Below are 25,150 nucleotides of genomic sequence, written 5' to 3' on the forward strand. Positions count from 1 at the left end.
CCATGCCGCATCAGATCCTGGTCGCCGACGACGATCCGCACATTCGCGAGATCATCTGCTTTGCGCTGGAGAGGGCCGGGATGAAGACGCAGGCCGTCGCTGACGGCGCAGCCGCCCTGCAGGCGATCGAAGGCCGCGAGCCCGACCTCGTCGTGCTCGATATCGGCATGCCGGAGATGGACGGGCTGGAAGTCTGCCGGCGGCTGAGGCAGCGCTCCGATGTGCCGATACTGTTCCTGTCGGCGCGAGACGAGGAGATCGATCGCATCCTCGGGCTCGAAATGGGCGGCGACGACTATGTGACGAAACCGTTCAGCCCGCGCGAGCTGGTGGCGCGCGTCAACGTCATCCTGCGCCGCGCCCGCCCGGTGGCGCCCGACCCCGCCGACGACAAGAACTTCGCGCATGGCAAGCTCAGCCTGGCGCCGGCCAGCCACGGCGCCAGTTTCGACGGCAAGGCGCTGGCGCTGACGGCGATCGAATTCTCGATCCTCAGGGGATTTCTGGCGCGGCCGGCGCATGTGCTGGGGCGCGATCTGGTGGTGGCCAGCGCCTATGCCGCCAACATCCATGTCGCCGACCGTACCGTCGATAGCCACATCCGCAACATCCGCGCCAAGCTGGCGGCGGCGGGCTGTCTCGACGCCATCGAAACCGTGCATGGCGTTGGTTTCCGGCTCGGCCGATGCGGCGCCTGAGCGACGCCAAATGGATCGGCACCAAATGGCGGCCAAGGCTGGCCACGGTGGTCCTCGCCATCCTCATCATGGTGCTGGCGCTGCCGCTGGTCGGCTTGTTCTTCTTCCGGCTTTATGAAAACCAGCTGATCCGCCAGACCGAGGGCGAGTTGATCGCACAAGGCGCGGTCATCGCCGCCATCTATGCGCAGAATATCAGTGACGCCGCCATTGCCCCGGAGAAGCTTGGGGTGCCGATGCAGGCTGACAGCGGCGAAGCCAGCCGCGGCGACGACACGCCTTACCAGCCGATCGAGCCGACACTCGATCTCGCCTCCGACTATTTGCTGCCGACCCGGCCCGCCGGCGTCGCTGCCGCCACCGATCCGGCCTTTGCAGCGATCGGCGCGCGGCTGTCGGGCATTCTCGACACCACGCAGAAAACCACCCTGGCCGGCTTCCGGCTGCTTGACCCGCATGGCGTCGTCATTGCCGGGCGCGACGAGGTCGGACTATCGCTGGCCAATGTCGAAGAGGTGCGCACCGCCCTTGCCGGCCACTACGCCAGCGTGTTGAGACAAAGAATTCCCGACCAGCCGCCACCGCCCCTCTATTCGGTCAGCCGCGGCACGAAAGTTCGCGTCTTTGTCGCCATGCCGATCGCGGTCGACGGCCATGTCGCCGGCGTGATCTACCTGTCTCGAACGCCGAACAACATCGTCAAGCATCTCTATGGTGAGCGCGGCAAGGTGACGCTGGCGGCTATCGCCATGCTCTTCGGCATGCTGCTGATCGCGCTGGTCTTCCTGCGCACCGTGAGCCGGCCGATCTACGCGCTGATGGAGCGCACGAGGCGCATCGCCGCCGGCGACCGCGACGCGATCCGGCCGCTCGACCATCACGGCACGCGCGAAATGGCCGAGCTGTCCGCGGCCTTTCTCGACATGGCCGAAAAGCTGCAGGCGCGCTCCGACTCGATCCAGACCTTTGCCACCCATGTCTCGCACGAGCTCAAATCGCCGCTGACGGCGATCCAGGGCGCGGCCGAACTCTTGCGCGATTCCGGCGAGGCGATGGACGCGGCAGAGCGCAAGCGGTTTTCCGGCAACATCGTCAACGATGCCGGAAGGCTCAATCTGCTGGTACGGCGCCTGCTCGATCTGGCGCGCGCGGAAAACCTGGCGCCGAGCGGCGAAAGCACGTCGCTCGATGCGGCGCTGGCATTGCTGCCGGTGGACGGCAGGCTGGCTGTGACCATCGAGACGGGCGGCGAAACCGGTCTGCGCATCTCGGCCGAGAATGCGGCGATCGTGCTTGCCAACCTGATCGACAATTCCGCCAGGCACGGCGCGACCCAGGTTTTGCTGGCGGCTGCCAGCGCCGACGGCAAAGTGACGATTGCGATCAGCGATGATGGCGCCGGCATTTCGCCGAGCAACAGGGCGCGCATTTTCGAGCCGTTTTTCACCACGCGGCGCGAGTCCGGCGGCACCGGCATGGGCCTCGGCATCGTGCTGGCCCTCCTGAAAGCGCATGATGGCACGATCGCGCTGGTTGACTCCGGGCGCGGCACGCGCTTCGAGATTTCCTTGCCAGCCGCGTGAGGGCTGGTGGATCGGAGAACAAAGTGCGCTACGACACCGTCATCATCGGCGGAGCCATCGTCGGCTCCTCGGTCGCCTACTACCTTCGCGAGGAAGGCTTTTCCGGCTCCATCGCGCTGATCGAACGCGACCCGCAATTCGCCCATGCGGCAACGACGCTGTCCATGGCCTCGATCCGTCAGCAATTCTCGATTCCGGAAAATATCCGGCTGTCGCAGTTCACGCTAAACCTGTTCCGGCGGCTGAAGGAGACCTTCGGCACCGACGCCGATATCGGTTTTCGCGAAGGCGGCTATCTCATCCTGGCCGGCGAGGCCGGGTTGCCGATCCTGAAAGCCAACCACCAAGCACAGGTCGCCGAGGGCGCCGACATTCTGCTCGAGGATGCCGACCAGCTGGCAAAGCGCTTTTCGTGGCTGTCGACGGAAGGCATCAGCGCCGGCGCCTTCGGCCGCAGCGGCGAGGGCTGGTTCGACGCTCATGCGATGCTGACGCTGTTCCGCAAGGCGCTGCGCGACAGACAAATCGATTTCATCGCCGCCGACGTCACCGGCATCGAGAGGCAGGGCAACCGCGTCACCGGCGTGGACCTCGACAATGGCGAAAGACTGCAAGCCGGCATCGTCGTCAATGCCGCCGGGCCGAATGCCGGCAGGGTGGCCGGCATGGCGGGACTCGTGCTGCCGGTCGAGCCGCGCAAGCGCAACGTTTTCGTCTTCGAGGCGCGGGAAAAATACGCCGACATGCCGCTGCTGGTCGACCCATCCGGCATCTATGTCCGGCCTGAAGGCTCGGTCTATCTCACCGGCGGCGCCGAGCCGGAGGAGGGCGATGGCCCCGCCGACCCCCGGGATTTCGACGTCGACTGGCCGCTGTTCGAAGAGGTGATCTGGCCCGTGCTGGCAACCCGCATCCCCGCCTTCGAGGCGATCAAGCCGACCCGCGCCTGGGCAGGCCATTACGACTACAACACGCTCGACCAGAACGCCGTGGTCGGCCCGCATCCAGAGGTCGGCAATTTCATCTTCGCGAATGGGTTTTCAGGGCATGGGCTGCAGCAGGCGCCGGCCGTCGGCAAGGCGCTGGCGGAGCTGTTGGTGCATGGCGGGTATCGGACGGTGGATTGCTCGGCGTTTGGGTACGAACGGGTGGTCGAAGGGCGGGCGTTTCGGGAATTGAACGTGATTTGAGGCGGGCGGAATAGGATCGCTCTGTCGAGTTCCCGCCCACCCCCTCTGCCCTGCCGGGCATCTCCCCCGCAAGGGGGGAGATTGGCAGCTTCGGCGAAGGCGCCATTCTTGCAACGTCGGCGATTGGCGAAGCGGTCGCGGCATCTGATCTCCCCCCTTGCGGGGGAGATGGCCGGCAGGCCAGAGGGGGTGCTGTCCCGCGAGCGTCTAAGCAACCATCGCACTGACAGCCATCGCGTTCCCCAGTGCATGCCCGGCGGCCGTGTTGTCGAAAATCCCCCAGACCTCGGCACCGGAAGCGGCCGTTGCTTCCACTTGCCGCGCAAACCGGTCGAGCGTTTCGGTATCGTAACCCGAATGGTAGATGCGCGGCGCGCCGTGCCAGCGGAAATAGGCAAGGCCGGGCCAGCCACCCGGCCCTGCTGCCTCCGGAACCGAAGCCGGGTCGGCGGCGACCCGTGCGACCTGGTGACCGGCCAGCAGTGCGTCCGCCTCGGCGCCGAACCAGCTGGGATGGCGCGGCTCGCATGCCAGCCTTGCCCGGACACACTTGCTCAACATGTCGAAGAAACCGCCGGCGACCTCCGGCTCGAAGGGCAGGCTTGGCGGCAGCTGCGCCAGAAGCACGCTCAGCTTTTCGCCGAGACCTTCGACCTGCCCGAGAAAGTCCTCCGTCAGCCCCTCGCAATCGGCGAGGCGATGCTCATGGGTCATGCTCTTCGGTGCCTTGACCGCGAAGCGGAAGTGCTCCGGCACGGCGTGAGCCCAGCGCTCATAGGTCTCGCGGCGGTGCGGCTTGTAGAACGAGGTGTCGATCTCGACGACCGGAAAGCGTTTTCCGTAACGTTCGAGATGCGAACCGGACTGCGGAAACTCAGCCTTGTATCGAGACGGAATTCCCCAGCCGGCGGTGCCTATGAGAGATCGGCGATTTCCCATGCTGGGGATGTGGACCGGATGAAGCGCGGGTCAAGGGCGGCAAGGAGGCGTTGCTCAGCAGGGTCCTGAACACCGTTCCGCATTGCCCGATAACCTTGCCCGCCTTGACTGCCCAACCCGGTCGGCAATTGCGCCGATGCGGCGTCAGCCCTCGCGGGAGAACCAGAACGCGTCGGCCATGCGCTTCATGCCGATACGCTCGTAGAAGCCGACGGCGTCGGGCATCGAGATCAGGCTGATGGCGACCGAAGGCCCAAGCTGCCGGCGGGCCTCGTCCATCAGGCCCTTGCCGATGCCGACGCCTTGCGCCGATTGCGACACGGCGAGCTCTGAGACGTAGCACACCCAGGAAAAATCGGTGATGGCCCTGATAACGCCGATCAGCGGCCTGCCTTCGATGTCGAGCCGCGCCGTGAGCACCAGGTTCGCGCCTGAAAGCATCGCTTGCAGCCGGGCGTCGTCATCGACGGGGCGTGTTTCGCCGAGCGTGGATTCGACCAGCACGCGGCGGAATTCAGCGACGTCGAGCTCAGGCTCACTGGCATAGATAATATTCGATTGTGTGGTCATGGGCGCAAGGTGCACCAGCGGCGGCCGGTTTTAAAGACGTTTGCCGCCGATCTTTCGATCGGGCCGCGCACCAACAGTTGCCTTTTATTTGCCGGCGGCTTTGTGTAAACCGGGCGCAGCAAACCCTGACGCAACGAATTCGATCAAGAACGGGCAAAAGCCATGGAAAAATTCACCAAGCTCACCGGCGTCGCCGCACCGATGCCGATCGTCAATGTCGACACCGACATGATCATCCCCAAGGATTATCTCAAGACGATCAAGCGCACCGGGCTCGGCAGCGGCCTGTTCGCCGAAATGCGCTACAAGGACGATGGCTCGGAAAACCCCGACTTCGTGCTCAACAAGCCGGCCTACCGCAAGGCGCAGATCCTGGTCGCCGGCGACAATTTCGGCTGCGGTTCGAGCCGCGAACACGCGCCGTGGGCGCTGCTCGATTTCGGCATTCGCTGCGTCATCTCGACGTCGTTCGCCGACATTTTCTACAACAACTGCTTCAAGAACGGAATCCTGCCGATCACCGTCAGCCCCGAAGACCTGGAGAAGCTGATGGACGACGCCTCGCGCGGCTCCAATGCGACGGTGTCGGTCGACCTCGAGGCCAAGGAAATCCGCGGCCCCGACGGCGGCGTGGTCACCTTCGACCTCGACGACTTCAAGCGCCACTGCCTGCTGAACGGTCTCGACGATATCGGCCTGACCATGGAGAAGGCCGGCGCCATCGCCTCGTTCGAGAAGAAGAACGCTGCCGAGCGTCCTTGGGCCTGAGTGGTACGAGATGGCCCGGCCGCCACAAAGCCGGGTTCGTGGCGGCTGAACGGAGGGGACAGTCATGACACGTTTTCTTCTTGCCGGCGCCTGCGCGCTGGCGTGGATGCTGATGCCGGTGGCCGGCGCGCAAGCACAGACCGACAAGATACTCGTGCCGGCAGAAGATCCGTCCGCCGCCGATCTGGGCGCGTCGAACAATGCGGCCCTGGCGGACGATGAGAGCCAGGGGCCGGTCCCGTTCGAGGGCGGGCAGCTGACCATCACCCAGCCGGAGCAGGATGGCGAGAAGGTGCTGGCCTATGACGGCAAGCAGCTGGCCAGCAATTATGACGTGTTCTTCGACAGAACAGTCAAGGTCGGCGGCGTCGACGTGGCGCTGGTCGATGTCGGCGACGGCGGCAACCAGTGCGGCCCGGCCAAGGTCATCGTCTGGAAGCCGGAAGGCGGCGAGATACAAAGCCTCAAGGTCGAACAGGACGAATGCGGGGCGCCGCCGGCGGCGGTGGCCGACAACGCCATCTATTTCGTGCCGTATCTGTTGCCGGGCGATACGAAGCAAGCGCTGCAATGGTCGCCCAGCGACGGGCTGACGATCTCGGGCGACCTGACCTACGCGCCGGAGCCGGGTACGGACTGGAAGGACGTCGATCCGGCCAAATACCAGAACATCATCGACGCCTTCCACAATGAGGCCGTCTACAACGCGGCGCAGACGCTGCTCGGCGACACCATGCCCGACATGGCAACCAGCCTGCTGGTCGGCGGCGGCACCGAAAAGATGGCGTCGGGCCCCTTCTACGCCACCGGCTGCGTGCCGCACGCATGCGGCAGCAATGACGGTTTCATGGCGGTCGACCCGGCCAAGCACACGCTCTACTTCGCCCGCCGCGGCGACAATGGCGAGCCGCAGGCGTGGCCTGACGTGAAGACCTGGCCTGCGGATGTGAAGGAAGCAATGGACAAGGCGCAGGAGTCGGGGAACTAGAGTTCGCGGCAGCGCGGCGAACACTCGGTGTTCATGCTTGTTCCGTCGCGATCCGTCACACCCCCTCTGCCCTGCCGGGCATCTCCCGCTCAAGGGGGGAGATCAGACGTCACTCTGGCTTTCGCCAATCGCAAATGTGGAAAGCGAGAAAGGCCTCCGAACTGCTAATCTCCCCCCTTGAGCGGGAGATGGCCGGCAGGCCAGAGGGGGGTGCTGTCCCGCCGACGGCCAAGATTTGCACCTGACTTGGCCCATGGCCTGGCCGGCCCTTTCCTGCAAAGCGTCCGAAACCACAGCGAGGCTCCATGCGCACACTCATCTCCACCGGTTCGCCCTTCGAAAAAACCGCCGGCTATTCGCGCGCGGTGGTGCAGGGCGACTGGTGCTTCGTCTCGGGAACCACCGGCTATGACTATGCGACGATGGCCATGCCGGAAACGGTGGAGGCGCAGACGCGCAATTGTCTGGCGACCATCGCCGAGGCGCTGAGGGATGGCGGCTTCGACATGGCCGATGTGGTGCGGGCGCATTACTACATCACCGACCAGGCCTTCGTGGACGTGGTCTTCCCCATCCTCGGCGAGGCTTTCGGCGAGATCAGGCCGGCGGCGACGATGATCGTGTGCCAGCTCAACAAGCCGGAAATGAAGATCGAGATCGAAGTCACGGCGCTGCGGCGCACGGCTTGAGGAGGCAAAGCCATGACGGTCCGGCGCATCGTGGCCAATATCGGGACACCAGACGCGGCAGCGGCGAAACGCTTCTATCAGGACGTGCTTGGCCTCGATGTGCTGATGGATCAGGGCTGGATCGTCACCTTAGGCTCCGACGCACGGATGCAGGTGCAGATCAGCTTCATGGCCCAGGGCGGCTCCGGCACGCCGGTGCCGGACCTCTCCATCGAGGTCGACGATGTCGATGCGGCGCTGCAAGGCATGAAGGCCGCCGGCTTTGCCGTCGAATACGGTCCGGCCGACGAGCCGTGGGGCGTAGGGCGGTTTTATGTGCGCGATCCGTTCGGCCGGTTGGTGAATATTTTGTCCCATAAGTGATTTGTTCCTCTCCCCCGCCTCTGTCGAGGGCGAGGAACCCAGGTTCTGAGAGGCGGGCGCCGTCGTAGCGTTCTTCATCCCCTTGCGCCGCAAGCTCTTGGCGTTTAGCAAGGCCGCGGTTTCTCCAAACAGTGTTGGGACGGTTCTCCATGGCTTCGAAAAATCTTCTCCTGCTCGCCGGCGATGGCATCGGCCCCGAGGCGATGGCCGAGGTGAAGAAGCTGATCGCGGCCATGAACGTCAAGCTCGGCAGTGATTTCGTCACCGATGAGGGTCTGGTCGGCGGCTGCGCCTACGATGCGCATGGCGCGGCGATTTCGGATGCCGACATGGCAAAGGCGATGGCTGCGGATGCGGTTCTGTTCGGCGCCGTTGGCGGGCCGAAATGGGACAAGGTGCCTTACGAGGTGCGTCCCGAGGCCGGGTTGCTACGGCTGCGCAAGGACATGGAGCTGTTTGCCAATCTGCGCCCCGCCATCTGCTATCCGGCGCTGGCCGCGTCGTCCTCGCTGAAGCAGGAAGTCGTCGAGGGCCTCGACATATTGATCGTGCGCGAGCTTACCGGCGGCGTCTATTTCGGCGAGCCGAAGCAGATCATCGATCTCGGCAACGGCCAGAAGCGCGGCATCGACACGCAGGTCTACGACACGTTCGAGATCGAGCGGATTTCAGGCGTCGCCTTCGAGCTGGCGCGCACGCGCAAGAACCACGTGACATCGATGGAAAAGCGCAACGTCATGAAATCCGGGGTGCTGTGGAACGAGGTCGTCACCCAGACCCAGAAGACTCGCTATGCTGACGTCAAGCTCGACCACATGCTGGCCGATGCCGGCGGCATGCAGCTGGTGCGCTGGCCAAAGCAGTTCGACGTCATCGTCACCGACAATCTGTTCGGCGACATGCTGTCCGACATCGCCGCCATGCTGACCGGATCGATCGGCATGCTGCCGTCGGCCTCGCTCGGCGCGCCCGATGTGAAGACCAAGAAGCGCAAGGCACTGTACGAGCCGGTGCATGGCTCGGCGCCCGACATTGCGGGACAGGGCATCGCCAACCCGATCGCCATGATCGCGTCGTTTGCCATGTGCCTGCGCTACTCCTTCGGCATGGTCGATGAGGCCGACAAGCTCGAAGGCGCCATAGCCGCCGTGCTCGACGACGGGCTGCGGACGAAGGATATTTTGTCCGAGGGCATGACCGAAGTCGGCACTGTCGCAATGGGCGATGCCATCATCGCCAAGTTCCTGGCTTAGCGGCCGACTCAGCGGATCTCGCCGGCCAGCCGTTTCAGCAGGCCGACGAGTTGCGCCTCATCCACGGCTGAGAAAAAAGCAGCGTCGGCGGCTTCGACGGCGACGATAGCGCGCTGGACTGCGGCCGTCCCCGTCGTGGAGACGCGGATCACCTTGGCGCGGGAATCCCGCGGGTTGGTGTCCCGCACAATCAGTCCCTTTGCCTCGAGCCGGGCGACGACGTCCGATGTCATCTTCACCTCGGTGCCGGCCTGGGCGGCGAGCTGCACCTGGTTAGGCGGCTCGCCATAGCGGCCGAGCCACATCGCCGAAGCCAGCAGCACGAACTGGACATGCGTAAGGTCAAGCGGGGCCAGCGCCGCCGTCATGACGCGCTGCCAGCGCATGGTGGTTCGCCAGAGCAACAAACCGGGGCTCTCGGATGGTCCGCTGAAGCGCGTTTGCAGATCCCCCCGATCAGCCACCGTTCGCCAACTCCCTTGCCTGCTCGAACAGTTTGGCCATCGAAGTGTCGAAATCGCCGCTGATCTGCGGCCCGAGCTCTGGTCCGACCTCGGCGGCCGATGGGCCGGAAATCTCGAGGCGATGCGTCACTTGAGTGCCACCCTCGACCGGCGTCAGCGTATGCCTGAACAGCAGTTTCGTGTCGCCGAACGAGGTCTCGTCGGCATACGTCACAGTGTCGACAAGATCGACGATCGTCGATTCGAAGGTGTCCTGCCCGACGGGCGTTACAGAGAGGCGGGTGCCCTTGGCGAACGGGCCGTGCAGCACGAACGTATCGGACCCTTCGTAGGTGAGGCGGCCTTCGTGCAGCGCCTTGAGCGCGTTCCAGATGGCCTGCGCCGAAAGGGGGGAAATTGCGGTGTACTCGTTGGTCCACATTTGTCTTGGCTCCATCATCCGTTTTCGATCGTCGATTTAATGAGTGCACAGATTATCTGTGCGCAGACAAAATGGCAAGAGAAATATTTTGTTCGTCCGGTCAAAACAGCAGCTGCCTTCCTGGCTGCGACCTAAGCCATTGTTAAAGCACGGCTGTCCGCAAATAGCCGGCAGCTCATTTCTGGTGCGGTCTAGGCTCCGCCTCCTCCAGGCACCGGCCCCCACTGGTTTTCGTGGGCCTGGGTCGGGATCAATCCGAGTATCAGCGCGAGGATCAGCGTAGCCGGAGCGAACATGAAGGTGATTGCGAAGTAAGGTATTGCCAGCCAGCCGGTCAGGCCGATGTCGTGCAAGCGGCGCACGACGAGCCCGACCCAGGGCAGGAACGTCGCTAGCCAAAACAGCCCCCAGACGCCGATCATCACAATCGGCCAGTTGCCGGCATCGAAATTGCCGACAGCCTGGTCGGCGAGGGCGCCGGCAATTCCGACCAGGATGAAGCTGACGGTCCAGAACAGGCAGTAGCCCCAGAATTCCTTGCGGCGGGCGCGTTCGGCGAAGTTGATGTAGTTGCGCGTCACGCCTCGCCAGAAATAACCCGGCAGTCCGCTATCGCGAACCGCGCCGTCTTCCGCCAGGCGGCCGAAATGCTGTGGCGCGGCTGAAGCGGCAGCCGCCTTGGGCGGCGCGACGCTTGCCGCTGGCGCAGCGGTGGCGGGACTGGCGGGCTGGGCGCGGATTGAAAAAACGTCGCGCGCCTGACCGCTTGCCGGCAGAAACTCGACCACGGCGCCGTTCGCGATCACGGTATCACGGCGCAGATCCTCGCGCGCGAAGGTGTAGCGGTTGCCGTCCGCCCCGGTGATGAAGCCGAAACCTTGGGCCTCGTCATAGTGAAGAACTTCGCCGCGCATTTAGCCTTGCCCCCGTGTAGGCACAGACTGTTCAAAGTTGCGGCGGACTGCAAGGGGTTGGACGAAATGGAGGGTAAACGGTTCAGGCATGAGTTGCTTCATTTTCCGGTGCGTTGGCGCTGCCCCTCACCTGCCTGCCGGCATCCTCTCCCGTATAGTGGCGGGGAGAGGGGTCGCTGTTATCGACGATTCCGCCAATCGCCAACGTTGCAAGAAGAGCGCCAAGGCTGCGGTCAGCCCTTTCTCCCCGTCACTATACGGGGAGAAACGCCCGGCAGGGCAATGAGGGGCAGCGCCTACATCTGTAATTGGCCGATAAGAGCCTCAAACCGGCCGCTTCTTCGGTTTCTTGTTCTTCGGCGGTCCAGCCTTGTCGAATTTCGGTTTCCCGGCCCAAGGCTTTGCATCGCCGGGGGGCCGTTCCCGCTTCTCGAATTTCGGCTTGTGTGCGCTTTGCGGCGCCTCGAACGGGCGCTTGCCGCGATGCGGCTTCTTGTCGGGCTTCGGCGCCTGGTAGCCGGCCCGCGACAGGTCGGGCGTGCCGTCCAGGCGCTTCACCGCAATGTTGCCCTGCAATTTCTTGTCGGGGCCGACGGCGGCGAGGAAGCGATCGGCCCAGTCGGCCGCGATCTGCACGTAGGTCTCATCCTGCTGCATCTTGATGGAGCCGATCTCGCGCTTGGAGATGTTGCCGGTGCGGCACAGCATCGGGATCAGCCAGCGCGGCTCGGCATTCTGCTTGCGCCCGATCGACAGCGAGAACCAGACGCTGTCGCCGAAATCGTCGCGGCGGCTGGGCGCTTCGTCGCGGCGTTCGAATTTTTCGCCCGCCGGTCTGTCTCGCGACGGCGTGAAGGCCGCGACCTCCGTCAGTTCCTCGGGCGCCGAGCGGCTGGCGCGGCATTGGCGCACGAAGGCGGCGGCCACCTGTTCCGCGCCATGCTTGGCCAGAAGCGCGTCGATGAAGCCGCGCTCGTCCTCGGCAATCGGCTCTTCGAAGGCTGGATCGGCAAGGATGCGCTCGTCGTCGCGCTTGATGACGTCGTCGGCGGAGGGCGGGCTCGCCCATGTCGCCTTCAGCCCGGCATTCTGCAGCAGCCGTTCGGTGCGCTTGCGGGCGCCGTTGGGCACGATCAGCGCGCTGACGCCCTTGCGTCCGGCTCGGCCGGTTCGGCCGCTGCGGTGCAGCAGCGTTTCGGGATTGGTCGGCAGATCGGCGTGGATGACCAGTTCGAGATTGGGCAGGTCGATGCCGCGCGCCGCGACATCCGTGGCAATGCAGACCTTGGCGCGGCCGTCCCGCATCGCCTGCAGCGCGTGGGTGCGTTCGTTCTGGCTGAGCTCGCCCGACAGCGCCACGACGGAAAAATTGCGGTTGTTGAAGCGCGCCGTCAGATGATTGACGGCGGCGCGGGTGTTGCAGAACACCAGCGCGTTCTTCGCTTCGTAAAACCGCAGCACGTTGATGATGGCGTTCTCGCGGTCGGGATAGGCGACATTCAGCGCCCGGTACTCGATATCGAGATGCTGCTTTTCCTCGCCGCCGGCCGAGATGCGTACGGCGTCGCGCTGATAGCCTTGCGCCAGCGTGGCGATCGAGCGCGGCACGGTGGCCGAAAACATCAGCGTGCGGCGCTGAGCCGGTGCGGCATCGAGGATGAATTCGAGGTCCTCGCGAAAGCCGAGGTCGAGCATCTCGTCGGCCTCGTCCAGCACCACGGCTTTCAGCGCCGACATGTCGAGAGAGTTGCGGGTGATGTGGTCGCGCAGGCGGCCGGGCGTGCCGACGACGATGTGGGCGCCGCGCTCCAGCACGCGCCGTTCGGAACGCATGTCCATGCCGCCGACGCAGGACGCGACGGTGGCGCCGGTCGGCGCGTAGAGCCATTGCAATTCGCGCATCACCTGCAGAGCGAGCTCGCGCGTCGGCGCCACGGCCAGCGCCAGCGGTGCGCCAGCCTGGTCAAAACGCTCGGCGCTTCCAAGAAGGGTCGGCGCCAAAGCCAGGCCGAAGGCGACAGTCTTGCCGGAGCCGGTCTGCGCCGACACCAGAGCGTCGGCCTCGCCGAGTTCCAGCACCGCCTTCTGCACCGGCGTCAGCTCGGTATAGCCGCGTTTTTCCAGCGCCTCTGCCAGCGCAGGAACGATACGTTCGAAATTGGACATCTCACTCTTTCGGAATTCGGGGCATGGGCTCATCATGCAGCACATGCCGGGGCTGGCGCCACGCCAGCCAAACACTATTTGGGCGTTCGTACTTCTTGCGGCCGCTATTGTACAGGGCAAGCGAGTGCCTTGCCGCAATTGACTCCTGACGCAAACCGCGTAAAAGCCGGCATCGAACGGGATCATTTTCGATGCGCGGCCTTCTGATGGCTCTTCTTGCATTCGACTTCCCCGGCCACAATCATGGGGCCGGGCGCGTTGGCGCGTCTTACCGTTCCAGCAAAACTATGGCCAAAACCACCACCAAAACGGTGTGATTCCCTTGGCCTAACCACCCTCTCCCGGGTCCGGCCCGGGGGACAAAACCCGCATTGGCCGGCGGGTTTTCTCCAAAAACCAAGCGGAGAGGGACAGGAGATTTCTGATGAGTTTCAAAGTTGCGGTAGTCGGCGCCACGGGCAATGTGGGGCGCGAAATGCTCAACATACTGGAAGAGCGCGGCTTTCCGGTAAGCGAAGTCGTGGCGCTGGCCTCGCGGCGCAGCCAGGGCACCGAAGTGTCGTTCGGCGACCGTTCGCTGAAGGTCAAGACGCTCGACCAGTATGATTTTTCCGACACCGACATCTGCATCATGTCGGCCGGCGGCAACGTCTCCAAGGAGTGGTCGCCGAAGATCGGCAAGCAGGGCTGCGTCGTCATCGATAACTCGTCGGCCTTCCGCTACGACCAGGACGTGCCGCTGATCGTGCCGGAAGTGAACCCGGATGCGATCTCGCTGTTCACCCGCAAGAACATCATCGCCAATCCGAACTGCTCGACGGCGCAGCTGGTCGTGGCGCTGAAGCCGCTGCACGATGTCGCCACCATCAAGCGCGTCGTCGTCGCCACCTATCAATCGGTATCCGGCGCCGGCAAGGAAGGCATGGACGAACTCTTTACACAGACCCGCGCGGTGTTCGTCGCCGATGGCGTCGAGGTCAAGAAGTTCACCAAGCGCATCGCCTTCAACGTCATTCCGCACATCGACGTCTTCCTCGACGACGGCTCGACCAAGGAAGAGTGGAAGATGGTCGCCGAGACCAAGAAGATGCTCGACCCCAAGATCAAGCTGACGGCGACCTGTGTGCGCGTGCCGGTGTTCATCGGCCATTCCGAAGCCGTCAACATCGAGTTCGAAAAGCCGATCACCGCCGACGAGGCGCGCGATATCCTGCGCGAAGCGCCGGGCTGCCAGGTCTTGGACAAGCGCGAGGATGGCGGCTACATCACGCCGCTGGAATCGGCCGGCGAGGACGCCACCTTCATCTCGCGCATCCGCGAGGATTCGACCATCGACAACGGCCTGTCGATGTGGATCGTCTCCGACAATCTGCGCAAGGGCGCGGCGCTCAACGCGGTGCAGATCGCCGAGCTTCTGGTCGAGCGCGGCCTGATCCAGCCGAAGAAGAAGGCGGCCTGACGGCCGGTTTGTTTTCGCTCACGGGGTTCGGCCTTCGGCCGATTCCGTTTATTCGCTCACGGGCCGTATCGCCGCTGCCGCGGCGGGCCCTCCGCGGGGGCGCCGGAAAGCCGGCGGCCCGCAGTCGCGGGCTCGGCCTTCGGCCGAAGCCTTCCTTCTCCCGTTCACGGGGAGAAGGTCCCGGCAGGGGGATGAGGGCAGCGCTGACCTCTGTTGAGAAACGCCTTTGAACGATCCCACCAAAATCGTGCTGCGACCCGCCACGGCTTTGGATGCCGCGACCATCGCCATTGTCATGCGGGCCGCACTTGGCTCGTTCTCCTGGATGCCGGTCATCCACACGCCGGATGAGGATCTTGCCTTCATCCGCGAGATCGTGCTGTCCCGGCAGCAGGTGACGGTCGCCGAGGCCGGCACCGGCATTGTCGGCTTCATTGCCCTGAGCGGCGATTGGGTGGAACAGCTCTATCTCGACCCCGCCTGGACGGGGCAAGGCATAGGCAGCCGGCTGCTGGTGCAAGCGACCGCCGCGCTACGGATCGTTAAACTGCATTGCTTCCAGGCCAACACCGGCGCGCGTCGCTTCTACGAGCGCCATGGCTTTCGCCCCGAGGCGTTCGGCGCGGGCACCACCAACGAAGAAGGCCTGCCGGATATTCTCTACGTGCGTCGAGCTGATATTCAGCCGGCGTTATCCTTGGCCAGTTGGCGCAATAACTCCATCGCTTCCTCGGCCCGCTCAGCGGGCACGAACAGATGGTCATGATAGAAAGCAGAGACCGGATTGACGCCCATGCCGGCGGCGGCAAGCCGGGCGGTGATGGCGGCGAGGAAGCCGACGGCTTCCAGCGAGGAGTGGACGTTCAGGGTGATCATGCGGCAGCGGAACGAAGCGGTCAGCCCGGCCGCCCGTGCCGCGTCCTCGGTCACGATCAGTGTCACACCCTCGCGCTCGCGAAAGACCATCACGGGATCGAGGCCTGCCTGCCGGCTGATTCCAGGTGTGAGCGTAGCGAACACGTAGACGTCCGGCAGCAGTTCCGGCGTCATCGCCGCCAGCAGCTTTTCCAGATCAGTCTCGCCGGCCATTCGCTCGTCTCTCGCCCAGCCCTATCAATAGCCGTGACTGGTGGATGTCGATAGTCCGTCAAGGTGGAGGGACAGCGCCCCCCTCTGCCCTGCCGGGCATCTCCCCCGCAAGCAGGGAGATCGGCGGTTTCGATGCTCCGCTCATTCATGGAACATTGCCGAAGCGGTCGAGCGTGTAATCTCCCCCCTTGCGGGGGAGATGGCCGGCAGGCCAGAGGGGGGTGTGAAGGATCGCCACGCAGCGGCTTTTGCTTGCTGCTACCCAAAAAGAATCCGCACCCTGTAGGATCGCCGCCCCATCGCTCGTCCTTGGTCCGAAGCCAGCAAACGGCTCGAACCGCTTAGGAGGGAACACCCGTGAGTATTTCTCAAACCATGCCCGTCTCATCGGGCGCCCTGTGGACCGGCCGCGTGCTCAGCGGCCTCATCATCCTGTTTATGATCTTCGACGGCGTCATCAAGCTGCCGCCGCTCGATGTCGTCACCCAGACCATGGTGCCGCTCGGCTGGCCGGCCGATGTCAATGTCGCGCGCACGCTCGGCATTATCGGGCTGATCTCGACCGCGCTCTATGCGCTGCCCCGCACCTCGGTGCTCGGCGCCATCCTGCTCACCGGCTATCTCGGCGGCGCCATCGCCACAAATATGCGCGTCGGCAGCCCGCTGTTTTCGCACACGCTGTTTAGCGTCTATCTCGGCATCATCCTGTGGGGCGGTCTCTATCTGCGCGACCCAAGCGTGCGCGCCCTGATCCCGTTCAGCCGTTAAGCGAGGAGAAAAACATGCTCAGCACCATTCTCATCCTCCTGGTCGTCATCATCGCCGCCGTGCTCATCTATGCGGCGACGAGGTCGAATGATTTCGTCACCGCCCGCACCGCCCGCATCAAGGCCGCGCCGGAAGCGATCTTTCCGCTGATCAACAATTTCAAGCACTGGCCGGAATGGTCACCCTACGAAAAGCTCGACCCGCTGATGAAGCGCACGCTGTCGGGCGCTGATGCCGGCAAGGGCGCCGCCTACGCCTGGGAAGGCAATGCCAAGGCCGGCAAGGGACGCATGGAGATCGTCAATTCCGTGCCATCCTCGCCGGTGTCGCTGAAGCTCGACTTCGAGAAGCCGTTCCGGGCCAGCAACAGCGTCGACTTCACCCTGAAGCCCTCGGGCGACACCACCGCAGTCACCTGGGCAATGCGCGGCAGCCGGCCCTTCATTGCCAAGCTGATGGGCCTGTTCATGAGTTTCGATACGCTGATCGGCAAGGATTTCGAGGCTGGCCTCGCCAATCTGAAAAAGGCAGCCGAAAGGTAGAAAAGCCTGGATTTTCAACAAGCTCGGCGGCGGTCGGCACGAATGTGACCGGCGCGGACACCGCGATCTCTCACGTCATCGGGATCAAATCAGCCGTCTGGGAGTTAGAGCCGTGGCGGCGAGGACGGCGATCCGCGTGAGAGAGGAACGATAATGAAAAGAGCGATGATCATTCTGGTACTGGCGACCGCGCTGGGCGCGTGCTCGCAAACCGAAAAGGGTGCCGCGGTCGGCGGCCTCGGCGGCGCGGCGGTTGGCGCAGCTGTGGCAAATGATCCGGTTCAGGGCGCCGTCGTCGGCGGCGCCGTCGGCGCCGTGGCCGGCGCGCTGATCGGCCGTGCCAGCGAAAGCGGTCAATGTCGCTACCGCGGCCGGAACGGGCGCACCTATATCGCCAGCTGCCCCGACGGTTATTGAACACAGCCAGGTCCAACATCGGAAACCGGCGGCTATAGATCGCCGGTTTCGCTGTTGCCCAAGGCAGCTGGACCATTGGCTGCCTGCGCTACAGCAATCCCCGTATATGCACCCAAGCCAGGCGGCCCAGGCGCGTGTCGGCGTCGTCATTGCCGCCATGGGCATGCAGCCTCGAGCGCGGCGTGATTTCGCCCGGCAGCAGAATGCGGTGGCCGGCGTCGGGCACTGAGACGAGGCAGGTGGTCATTGCGGTGTCCTGGCGACGCCGAACGATCGACTGGGCAAAATCCAGCGATGGCCATAGCGCGTCGTCGCCGCCCGCAACCAGAACAATGTCCGCTGAAATAGCTTCGACGGGAATGGCAGCCTTGGCCGCTGCGTCCTTGAAGGTTTGCAAGGCACGCAGGAAGAGCCCCCGGTAGGACACCAGACCATCGACATACTCAGCGTTCCAAGCGGGATTGCTTGGGACAAACGGCAAAGGAATCCCCTCGATCGTCCACGACGATCGTTCCGGCCAGCTGACGCCGTCGCGGCCCGGCCCGATATTGCCCCAGACCACCGATGTCGGGCTGATCGCAACCACGAGGCCGATGCGTGGATCGTGAGCCGCCGCAAGCAGGGAGGCCTCGGCGCCTTTCGAGGTCCCGACATAGACGATGCGCCGGCATCCCATCTGGACAAGATAGTCGGTCGCCGCGAAAAACGTTTCGAGCGGGATCTCGCAAATGCCGGGCACCTGACCTTCGCCGCCAAACCATTGCAGCGCGAGAGCGGATGCTCCTTCCTTGGCAAAGAGCCGGGCGCGGGTGACGTCGATGCGGCCGCTCGATCCGCTGAGCACGACGACGCCTGTCGTGGCGCCGGCGCATAGCAACAGCGTTCCGGCTACGCCGCCGAAAAGGGTCTCTTCCGTGACGGTCCGCTCAGTCATCTTTCGTTCGAACGCATATGACATCGCCGCACATTAGCAAAACGGCGGGCACAGGCCCGCCGTTTTGTCGATGCGATGACGCGATGCTTATTCGACGGTGGCGGCTTCCGCTTCGGCCGGGGCTGCAGCAGCGGCGGCAACGGCGGCGGCAGCGTCTTCCTGGGCCTTCTTCAGCAGAGAGGCGCGTTCCTGCGCCTTCTTGCCGGGCTCGGCCTTCTTCGGGTTGGAGCGGGCTTCGCGCTTGAGGAGGCCGGCCTCATCGAGGAAGCGCAGCACGCGGTCGGTCGGCTGAGCGCCGTGCGACAGCCAATGCTTGACGCGGTCGGCGTCGACCTTGACGCGCTCGCCGTCCTTGGGCAGCAGCGGGTTCCACGAGCCGATCGACTCGATGAACCGGCCGTCGCGCGGCGAACGGGCGTCGGCAATGACGACGTGGTAGTAAGGGCGCTTCTTCGAGCCCGCACGGGCCAGTCTGATCTTCAAGGGCATTTCATTTCTCCTAAATTTCTGATTTCAGTGTTGGGTTAATGGCTTTGTCTGGTGCAGGTCGTTGTCCCAAAACCGCTGCGCACTTTTGGGCGACATGCATTTTGTTAGCCGGTTTTGCTTGCGCCGTTGGACGCGGCGATCTGCTCGTGATGGCGGATCACTTCGCGGACGACGAAGTTGAGGAATTTTTCCGCGAAATCGGGGTCGAGATGAGCGTCCTTCGCCAGCTGGCGAAGGCGGGTGATCTGCTCCTGCTCGCGCACCGGGTCGGCGGGCGGCAGGCCATGCTCGGCCTTGAGCACGCCGACCGCCTTGGTGCAGCGGAAGCGCTCGGCCAGCATATGAATGAGGGCGGCGTCGATGTTGTCGATCGAGGCGCGATAGCCGGCCAGGATGGTGCGTGCGTCGGCCATGTCTTTTTCTTCGTTCATAGCGTCCTCACTTCTTCTTTCCGAGGCCGGGCAGACCACCGCCGCCAAGGCCGGGAAGCTTCATGCCGCCGGGCAGACCGGGCAGGCCACCGCCGCTCGGGGTGGGCGGGCCCTTCATGCCGCCAAGGCCGGGCATCTGCTTCTGCAAGGCTTCGAGCTGCTTGGGATCCATCTTGGAGAGGTCGGGCATGCCGCCACCCATCATGCCGCCGGGGCCACCCATGCCGCCAGGCATCATGCCGCCGAGGCCCATCTTGGAGGCAAGGCCGCCCATCATGCCGCGCATCAAGCCGCCGCCTTTGCCCTTGCCGCCCATCGCCTTCATCATGTCGGCCATGCCGCGATGCATTTTCAAGAGCTTGTTGATCTCGGCCGCATCGGTGCCGGAGCCGGCGGCGATGCGCTTCTTGCGCGAATGTTTCAGCATGTCCGGATTGGCGCGCTCGGCCTTGGTCATCGACGAGATGATGGCGAGTTGGCGGCCGAACATCTTGTCGTCGAGGCCGGCGGCCGCCATCTGGTCCTTCATTTTGCCCATGCCGGGCATCATGCCCATGATGCCGCCCATGCCGCCCATTTTCGACATCTGCTGAAGCTGGCCGGCAAGGTCGTTCAGGTCGAACTTGCCCGACTGCATCTTTTTGGCCATCGCCGCCGCCTGCTCGGCGTCGATGTTTTCGGCGGCCTTTTCGACCAGCGAGACGATGTCGCCCATGCCGAGGATGCGGTCTGCAATACGCTTGGGGTGGAATTCCTCCAGCCCGTCCATCTTTTCGCCGGTGCCGATCAGCTTGATCGGCTTGCCGGTGACGGCGCGCATCGAAAGCGCGGCACCGCCACGGCCATCGCCGTCCATGCGGGTCAGCACCAGGCCGGTGATGCCGACGCGCTCGTCGAAGCTTTTGGCAAGGTTGACGGCGTCCTGGCCGGTCAGCGAATCCGCGACCAGCAGGATTTCGTGCGGGCTCGACATCTTCTTGATGTCGGCCATCTCCACCATCAGCGGCTCATCGATATGGGTGCGGCCGGCGGTGTCGAGGATGACGACGTCATGACCGCCGAGCTTGGCTGCCTGGACGGCGCGCCTGGCGATGTCGACCGGGTTCTGGCCCGCAATGACAGGCAGGGTCGCGACTTTGACCTGCTCGCCGAGCTGGCGCAGCTGCTCTTGCGCCGCGGGCCGCCGCGTGTCGAGCGAGGCCATCAGAACCTTCTTGTTCTGGCGCTCGGTCAGGCGCTTGGCGATCTTGGCGGAGGTCGTCGTCTTGCCGGAGCCCTGCAGGCCGACCATCATGATGACGACCGGCGCCGGCGCATTGAGGTCGATGGCGACGCCCTCGGCGCCGAGCATGTCGACCAACTCGTCATGGACGATCTTGACGACCATCTGTCCGGGCTTGATCGACTTGACGACGGCGGCGCCGACGGCCTTCTCGCGCACCTTGTCGGTGAAGGAACGCACCACTTCCAGCGCAACGTCGGCTTCGAGCAGCGCACGGCGCACCTCGCGCAACGCCGCCGAGACATCAGCCTCCGACAGCGCGCCGCGGCCTGTCAGGCCGTTCAGGATGGAGCCAAGGCGCTCCTGAAGTGATTCAAACATTGGTCAACCCGCCGCGCGAGAGCGCCTTGGATTCATGGTGATCCCTGTCGGGCCGATGGCCCTCCACGCCTCTTGTGCGCTCCTGCAGCGATTCAAACATTCCGTTTCCTTTTTCTCAGGCACCCCGATGGTGCCCGAGAGGTAGTGCGTTCGCGCCGCTCATCCAAGCAAAGCTCAAAACCAAAAAGCACCCGGGGGCGCTCAGCGCTGCCGGGTGTTGGCCTCCAGGATCTGTTTACAGCACCCACCTCAAAAGGTTTTGGCGTCCTGGTCGGCTTGCTCGGAGGGATACTCGTCGCGGATTTCGGGGCTGTAGACAGGAAATCGGCCGAAGAGTCAAGACAAGGGCGGCTTCCCGGTCTCTGGTTCGGTCCCTGTTTAGTTCACCCTGCATCCCGAGGGTCGGCCGTAACCTTCAGCGGCGAGCGCGGGTGCAGAAGCAGCAGGATCGTCAGCAAGGTGCAGACGATACCGATGGCGGCGATGATGACGGCATCCGTCGTCGTCCAGTCCGGACCTTCCAGCGGCTTGGCGTTGAACAGGGCGAAGGAATTGTAGTTCTCCTGATGCGAGATCAGCAGGAAGCCGGTGAGATTGTTGCCGAGATGGGCGCCGAAGGCGGCGCCGAGATTGCCGGTGACATAAACCACCAGCGTCAACAGCAAGGCGAAGGCGGCGATCGAGGCCAGCACGCAGGCGTTGATGGCGGGGGTCGAGCCCGGGCTCCAATGCAAGGAGGTGAACAGCAAAGCGGGCAATAGCGCCCACACGTAAGGGCTCTCGAAGCGCCTGGCCAGGCCGCGCAGCAGATAGCCGCGAAACAGCATCTCCTCGGACGAGGTCTGCAGCAGGGTCAGCACCACGATCGGGAGCAGGAACAGCAGCCAGGTCGACAGGTTGATCGTGCCGCGGGCGATTTCGGGCTGTAGCCAGTAGAGCAGGATTTCGGAAAGCGCCGATGTGATCAGCACCGCGACCAGGCCCTTGAGGAAGCCCGACAAGGACACGCGGCGACTGGCGCCGAAAAGCGCCGAGAGCGGCTCGCCATGGACGAAACGCATGGCAAGCCAGAGGCCGAGCCAGATGCCGGTAAACGAGGTGAGTGCGGGGAGTATGCCGATGGGCGAGGCCAGAAAGCCCTGAAGCGGCCCGCGCGGATCGTCCGGCAATACATGCCAGACGATCGCGACATAGGTGCCGCCAAGCACCACAACCAGGGTGATCGCCACCCAGAACAGGACGACGACTGCCGTTCCAATTATCAGCCGCGGCAGGTTCGTCTTTTCGGTGGCCGTGTTGCTATAGCGCTCGAAGGCGGCTGAATCTGATATCACGCGAGTTCCTCTGCCGAACGCATCGGGTCGCATGATCTAGGGGATCGTCGGCTCTCGCGCAATTGCTGCTGTTCAGCGACCCTTTTGCCGCCCTCAGCCTCGGCAGGAGGGCGGCACGAGTTCACTTGTCATTCTTTCCAGGCAAAATCAGCGCACGACGTACATGATGCGCCGTGTCTGCGGGTCGACCAGCGCCTGCTGGCCATTCACATAGACGTAGCGGTAGCGGTAGTCGGGGATTTCGCGCATTTCGACCGTGTCGGGCAAGGTGGCACCGGTCACCACCTCGCCCTCGAGATAGACAGGATCGAGCCGGTGCGTGCTGACATAGGTGCCGACTTCCGCCGGTGGCCTGTCGATGGCGTCGACGGGGCCGTCGTCGGACAGAATCGCACCGGTATAGGTATCGGGATAATCATCCTGCGGCGGTGTAACCACGGTGATGGCGGCGTTGGCGGGGCGGCGTGTCAGAACGACCCGGTTGCCGCCGAAATCGGCCGTGACATAGTCGGAATAGACCCAGCCCTGGCCTCCGGCTTCGGCAATGGTGCACCATTTGCTGTTTTCAATGCAGCCATTGAGCGTCGCCGACTGGCCGGCGGCGAGCACGCCGATCACAGGATATTGCGGGCCGGGGCCGGCGCGCACATTAAGATCGGTGACGGCCGAGACGGCGGTATCGGCAAGTGCCGCACCCGACATCGCGACAAGCGCCCCGGCGACGGCCGGAAACAATATGCGTCTCATGGTTTCTCTCCCTTTCATGGTCCCTCGCGACACCAAACGAAACCAGAACGCATGCGTTCCGGCTAAAATACCGACGCCAGCTCACGATTTGTTCCGGTTTCTTTCGGCAAACCGGTCAAAAGCTCATGCACGAAGCTGAGTTTCTGCGCCGTCACGTCCGAAATGACGAAGGGATAGAGGTCGGGCAGGCCCATGCAGCGGTTGATCGAGTTTGAGGCTTCCGAGAGTACCAGCCAGCGGGCGAGAATCTTTCCGAACGGCTCGGGCACGGCGTTGGGTTCCGCGGGCGCCGCCTGCAACCGGCCGCCGGTGTCGCCTTGCGGCAGCACATTGGTCTCCATCGTCTCAAGCTGGCCGAGTGGAAAATTCAGCGCGTGCACCATCTCCAGCGTGTCGGTGATGTGGAGATGGTGCGCCCAGGTCTCGGCCCAGTCTTCCCATGGATGCGACGTCGCATAGGCGGAGATGTGGTTCTGCTGCCAGTCGGGCGCAGCGCCATTGGCGTAATAGGCTTTCAGCGCCTGCTCGTAGTCGGGGCGTTCGTCGCCGAACAGCGCCCGGAAGGCATCGAGCCGTTGCGGCTCGTCGCGGATCAGCCGGTCCCAGTAGTAATGGCCAAGCTCATGACGGAAATGACCGAGCAGCGTGCGGTAATTTTCGCCCATCTCGACGCGACGCCGCTCGCGCTCGGCCGAGTCCGCCTCGGCGACGTTGAGCGTGATCAGGCCGTTGTCGTGGCCGGTAAGGATGCGTTCGCCGCCGGGACCGCCGCCGATCGGATCGGCAATGAAGTCGAAGGCGAGGCCGATTTCGTCGCCGTGCTTGTGCTTGGGCGCGACCGGAAGGCCGAAGGCGAGCAGCGAATAGACGGCGCGCTTCTTGGCCGCCTCGACGCGAATCCAGCGGCGGCGGTTGCCGTCGACGGAGAGGTCGGGGATCAGCTGGTTCAGCAAGCAGGCGCGGCAGTAGGTATGGCCCGGTTCGGCCATCCAGTTGCAGGCGCATTCATCCGCATTGGTGCAGTGGAAGATGCCGTCGACGTCAGACAAGGCAAAGCGCGCATGCTCGGGATCGTAAAGCACGAGACTCCCGCAATTCAGGCACTGCGCATTCTCGAAGTAGAGGCGGTGGCCGCAATGCGGGCAGTCGAACAGTTTCATGTCGATCTCGATGCGTCAGGCGTTGGCGTATGGCGTCAGAGGAGGAATATGGTGCGGAGCGGCGCCTCGCCCAAACGCCCGCCACGGGCCGCCGTTCCATGCCCCCGTCACCTCTTTTTACCCGAGCAGCGAATTCGCCTGCCCGGCGCCCGGGCGTTTCGGCCACAATAAGCACTTGATCGTAAGCAAATTCCGCTGCATTGGCCAGGGTAGCGCCGGGGGTACGGTGACAATGGCGCGTTTCGCTGGCAAGTTCGCAACCGGGACGTGATTCAGGCAATCAGGAGAAAAAGCATGGCATTGCTTGCCAAGGGAAAGATTATTGCTGCCGCGGTGGTCGCGGTACTTGCGCTGGCGACGGGCGCGCAGGCGGCGGCCAGCTGCGGCAAGACCGGCGCGGGCTTCGAAGCGTGGAAGCAGGACTTTGCCGCGCAGGCCAGGTCCGAAGGTGTCGGCGGGAAGGGTCTGGCTGCTCTGGCCGGTGCCAGCTACGCGACAAAGACAATCTCCGTCGACCGCGCCATCCACAAGGCTTTCAGCGGTTCGGTGGACGCCTTCATGAAGCGCCGTGGCGGAGCTGCGATCATTTCCAGGGGCCGTGCGCTGAAGAAGTCGAATGCGGCGATGTTCGACAGGATCGAGAGCAATTACGGCGTGTCGCCGGGCGTGTTGCTGGCCATCTGGGGCATGGAAACCGGCTTCGGAGCCTCCCTGGGCAACCAGAACACGGTCTCCGCCATTCTGACGCTTGCCTATGATTGCCGTCGCCCGGGCTTCTTTTACCCGCATGCCATTGCGGCGCTGAAGCTGGTCGATCGCGGCGCGCTGAGCGCCTCGTCGGTCGGCGCTGCGCATGGCGAGATCGGCCATACGCAGTTCCTGCCCGGCAATGTCCTGAAGTATGGCGTCGGCAACGGAAATCTGCGCGACAAGGCGACGGCCTTGGCTTCGACGGCCAACTTTCTCAAGGCTCATGGCTGGCGGGCGGGTGCGAGCGCGAGTGCGAATATGGGGGCCATCGCCGGCTGGAATTCCGCCAGCGTCTACCAGCAGGCCATCGCCCAGATCGCCGACGCGATCGACGGCGGCTGATAGAAATATCCAGATCGAAGAACGGAAAGCCCGGCCATGCGCCGGGCTTTTCTGCAAGGACTGGAGCTTTTGGCGTTCA

Annotated in this window: 28 protein-coding genes; 14 read left to right on the top strand and 14 right to left on the bottom strand. The window is 64.1% G+C overall.

What is annotated here, in order from left to right; all coding sequences use genetic code 11:
* The first annotated feature begins 2 nt into the window (after positions 1-2).
* From NLY43_RS19130 to NLY43_RS19140, 3 genes are read left to right on the top strand one after another with little or no spacing between them, the layout of a single operon-like run.
* Entirely contained in the window at positions 3-698 is a 696-nt protein-coding gene (locus tag NLY43_RS19130) for a response regulator transcription factor (RefSeq protein WP_023710263.1), read from the top strand.
* Complete coding sequence (locus tag NLY43_RS19135) at positions 686-2,281, top strand: sensor histidine kinase (protein WP_023710262.1); 1,596 nt, start codon at positions 686-688, stop codon at positions 2,279-2,281. The genes NLY43_RS19130 and NLY43_RS19135 overlap by 13 nt, the downstream gene beginning before the upstream one ends.
* A gap of 23 nt (positions 2,282-2,304) precedes the next feature.
* Positions 2,305-3,471: an NAD(P)/FAD-dependent oxidoreductase gene (locus NLY43_RS19140; protein ID WP_023710261.1), complete on the top strand. Its 1,167-nt coding sequence runs from the start codon at positions 2,305-2,307 to the stop codon at positions 3,469-3,471.
* A gap of 207 nt (positions 3,472-3,678) precedes the next feature.
* On the opposite strand, the gene NLY43_RS19145 is transcribed toward NLY43_RS19140, so the two are convergent.
* Positions 3,679-4,410 carry a DUF72 domain-containing protein gene (locus NLY43_RS19145; protein WP_023710260.1) on the bottom strand — a complete coding sequence of 244 codons (732 nt, stop codon included), beginning with the start codon at positions 4,408-4,410 and terminating at the stop codon, positions 3,679-3,681.
* 144 nt (positions 4,411-4,554) lie between these two features.
* Entirely contained in the window at positions 4,555-4,980 is a 426-nt protein-coding gene (locus tag NLY43_RS19150; protein ID WP_023694557.1) for a GNAT family N-acetyltransferase, read from the bottom strand.
* A 162-nt stretch (positions 4,981-5,142) separates the two neighbouring features.
* On the opposite strand from NLY43_RS19150, the gene leuD reads away from it, so the two are divergent.
* From leuD to leuB, 5 genes are all read left to right on the top strand, one after another.
* The gene (leuD, locus tag NLY43_RS19155; RefSeq protein ID WP_023694556.1) at positions 5,143-5,748 is read left to right on the top strand and encodes a 3-isopropylmalate dehydratase small subunit; all 606 of its coding nucleotides are present in this window, start codon (positions 5,143-5,145) and stop codon (positions 5,746-5,748) included.
* 64 nt (positions 5,749-5,812) lie between these two features.
* A complete protein-coding gene (locus NLY43_RS19160) occupies positions 5,813-6,736 on the top strand; it encodes an Ivy family c-type lysozyme inhibitor (RefSeq protein WP_023710259.1) in 924 nt (307 codons plus the stop codon).
* 305 nt (positions 6,737-7,041) lie between these two features.
* Positions 7,042-7,425, top strand: a complete 384-nt coding sequence (locus NLY43_RS19165) for a RidA family protein (RefSeq protein ID WP_023702580.1) — start codon at positions 7,042-7,044, stop codon at positions 7,423-7,425.
* A 12-nt stretch (positions 7,426-7,437) separates the two neighbouring features.
* A complete protein-coding gene (locus tag NLY43_RS19170) occupies positions 7,438-7,788 on the top strand; it encodes a VOC family protein (RefSeq protein WP_023702581.1) in 351 nt (116 codons plus the stop codon).
* A gap of 149 nt (positions 7,789-7,937) precedes the next feature.
* Positions 7,938-9,041, top strand: coding sequence for a 3-isopropylmalate dehydrogenase (gene leuB, locus NLY43_RS19175; RefSeq protein ID WP_023710258.1), 1,104 nt, complete (start codon positions 7,938-7,940; stop codon positions 9,039-9,041).
* Positions 9,042-9,049: 8 nt separating this feature from the next.
* Here leuB and NLY43_RS19180 read toward each other — a convergent pair whose 3' ends face one another.
* From NLY43_RS19180 to NLY43_RS19195, 4 genes are all read right to left on the bottom strand, one after another.
* Positions 9,050-9,427 (bottom strand): MarR family winged helix-turn-helix transcriptional regulator, encoded by a 378-nt coding sequence (locus NLY43_RS19180; RefSeq protein ID WP_023671693.1) that lies wholly within the window; start codon positions 9,425-9,427, stop codon positions 9,050-9,052.
* Between the two features lie 70 nt (positions 9,428-9,497).
* Positions 9,498-9,926, bottom strand: a complete 429-nt coding sequence (locus tag NLY43_RS19185) for an SRPBCC family protein (protein WP_023671694.1) — start codon at positions 9,924-9,926, stop codon at positions 9,498-9,500.
* 191 nt (positions 9,927-10,117) lie between these two features.
* Positions 10,118-10,840 (bottom strand): DUF805 domain-containing protein, encoded by a 723-nt coding sequence (locus NLY43_RS19190; protein ID WP_023671695.1) that lies wholly within the window; start codon positions 10,838-10,840, stop codon positions 10,118-10,120.
* 324 nt (positions 10,841-11,164) lie between these two features.
* Positions 11,165-13,006, bottom strand: a complete 1,842-nt coding sequence (locus NLY43_RS19195; protein ID WP_023710257.1) for a DEAD/DEAH box helicase — start codon at positions 13,004-13,006, stop codon at positions 11,165-11,167.
* Positions 13,007-13,430: 424 nt separating this feature from the next.
* On the opposite strand from NLY43_RS19195, the gene NLY43_RS19200 reads away from it, so the two are divergent.
* Together NLY43_RS19200 and NLY43_RS19205 are read left to right on the top strand one after the other, a co-directional pair.
* Entirely contained in the window at positions 13,431-14,465 is a 1,035-nt protein-coding gene (locus tag NLY43_RS19200) for an aspartate-semialdehyde dehydrogenase (protein ID WP_023671698.1), read from the top strand.
* Between the two features lie 226 nt (positions 14,466-14,691).
* The gene (locus tag NLY43_RS19205; RefSeq protein ID WP_245264015.1) at positions 14,692-15,231 is read left to right on the top strand and encodes a GNAT family N-acetyltransferase; all 540 of its coding nucleotides are present in this window, start codon (positions 14,692-14,694) and stop codon (positions 15,229-15,231) included.
* Here the strand turns inward: NLY43_RS19205 and NLY43_RS19210 are convergent.
* Positions 15,147-15,554 (bottom strand): ACT domain-containing protein, encoded by a 408-nt coding sequence (locus NLY43_RS19210; RefSeq protein ID WP_023710256.1) that lies wholly within the window; start codon positions 15,552-15,554, stop codon positions 15,147-15,149. The two genes, NLY43_RS19205 and NLY43_RS19210, sit on opposite strands and share 85 nt — an antisense overlap.
* A 357-nt stretch (positions 15,555-15,911) precedes the next feature.
* Here NLY43_RS19210 and NLY43_RS19215 point away from each other — a divergent pair, with 357 nt between their 5' ends.
* From NLY43_RS19215 to NLY43_RS19225, 3 genes are all read left to right on the top strand, one after another.
* Positions 15,912-16,322: a DoxX family protein gene (locus tag NLY43_RS19215; protein ID WP_023687655.1), complete on the top strand. Its 411-nt coding sequence runs from the start codon at positions 15,912-15,914 to the stop codon at positions 16,320-16,322.
* Positions 16,323-16,336: 14 nt separating this feature from the next.
* Positions 16,337-16,864: an SRPBCC family protein gene (locus NLY43_RS19220; RefSeq protein WP_023710255.1), complete on the top strand. Its 528-nt coding sequence runs from the start codon at positions 16,337-16,339 to the stop codon at positions 16,862-16,864.
* 153 nt (positions 16,865-17,017) lie between these two features.
* On the top strand, positions 17,018-17,281 hold the full coding sequence (locus NLY43_RS19225) for a YMGG-like glycine zipper-containing protein (RefSeq protein ID WP_023687657.1): 264 nt from the start codon (positions 17,018-17,020) through the stop codon (positions 17,279-17,281).
* Positions 17,282-17,369: 88 nt separating this feature from the next.
* Here the strand turns inward: NLY43_RS19225 and NLY43_RS19230 are convergent, their stop codons facing one another.
* The 7 genes from NLY43_RS19230 to NLY43_RS19260 all read right to left on the bottom strand — a co-directional run bounded on the left by NLY43_RS19230 (position 17,370) and on the right by NLY43_RS19260 (position 23,979).
* Positions 17,370-18,215, bottom strand: coding sequence for an acyl-CoA thioester hydrolase/BAAT C-terminal domain-containing protein (locus NLY43_RS19230; protein WP_023710254.1), 846 nt, complete (start codon positions 18,213-18,215; stop codon positions 17,370-17,372).
* Positions 18,216-18,302: 87 nt separating this feature from the next.
* Complete coding sequence (rpsP, locus tag NLY43_RS19235; protein ID WP_023710253.1) at positions 18,303-18,704, bottom strand: 30S ribosomal protein S16; 402 nt, start codon at positions 18,702-18,704, stop codon at positions 18,303-18,305.
* A 104-nt stretch (positions 18,705-18,808) separates the two neighbouring features.
* Positions 18,809-19,135 carry a chorismate mutase gene (locus NLY43_RS19240; protein ID WP_031198991.1) on the bottom strand — a complete coding sequence of 109 codons (327 nt, stop codon included), beginning with the start codon at positions 19,133-19,135 and terminating at the stop codon, positions 18,809-18,811.
* Positions 19,136-19,142: 7 nt separating this feature from the next.
* Positions 19,143-20,738 carry a signal recognition particle protein gene (ffh, locus tag NLY43_RS19245; RefSeq protein WP_023702591.1) on the bottom strand — a complete coding sequence of 532 codons (1,596 nt, stop codon included), beginning with the start codon at positions 20,736-20,738 and terminating at the stop codon, positions 19,143-19,145.
* Positions 20,739-21,121: 383 nt separating this feature from the next.
* The gene (locus tag NLY43_RS19250; protein WP_023710251.1) at positions 21,122-22,072 is read right to left on the bottom strand and encodes a CPBP family intramembrane glutamic endopeptidase; all 951 of its coding nucleotides are present in this window, start codon (positions 22,070-22,072) and stop codon (positions 21,122-21,124) included.
* 147 nt (positions 22,073-22,219) lie between these two features.
* Positions 22,220-22,819 carry a DUF1236 domain-containing protein gene (locus NLY43_RS19255; RefSeq protein ID WP_023710250.1) on the bottom strand — a complete coding sequence of 200 codons (600 nt, stop codon included), beginning with the start codon at positions 22,817-22,819 and terminating at the stop codon, positions 22,220-22,222.
* Positions 22,820-22,881: 62 nt separating this feature from the next.
* Entirely contained in the window at positions 22,882-23,979 is a 1,098-nt protein-coding gene (locus tag NLY43_RS19260; RefSeq protein WP_023710249.1) for a zinc-binding metallopeptidase family protein, read from the bottom strand.
* Positions 23,980-24,273: 294 nt separating this feature from the next.
* Here NLY43_RS19260 and NLY43_RS19265 point away from each other — a divergent pair, with 294 nt between their 5' ends.
* A complete protein-coding gene (locus NLY43_RS19265; RefSeq protein ID WP_023671711.1) occupies positions 24,274-25,071 on the top strand; it encodes a lytic murein transglycosylase in 798 nt (265 codons plus the stop codon).
* The last annotated feature ends 79 nt before the right edge of the window (positions 25,072-25,150 follow it).

The organism is Mesorhizobium sp. C416B, assembly GCF_030323165.1.
Classification (GTDB): Bacteria; Pseudomonadota; Alphaproteobacteria; order Rhizobiales; family Rhizobiaceae; genus Mesorhizobium.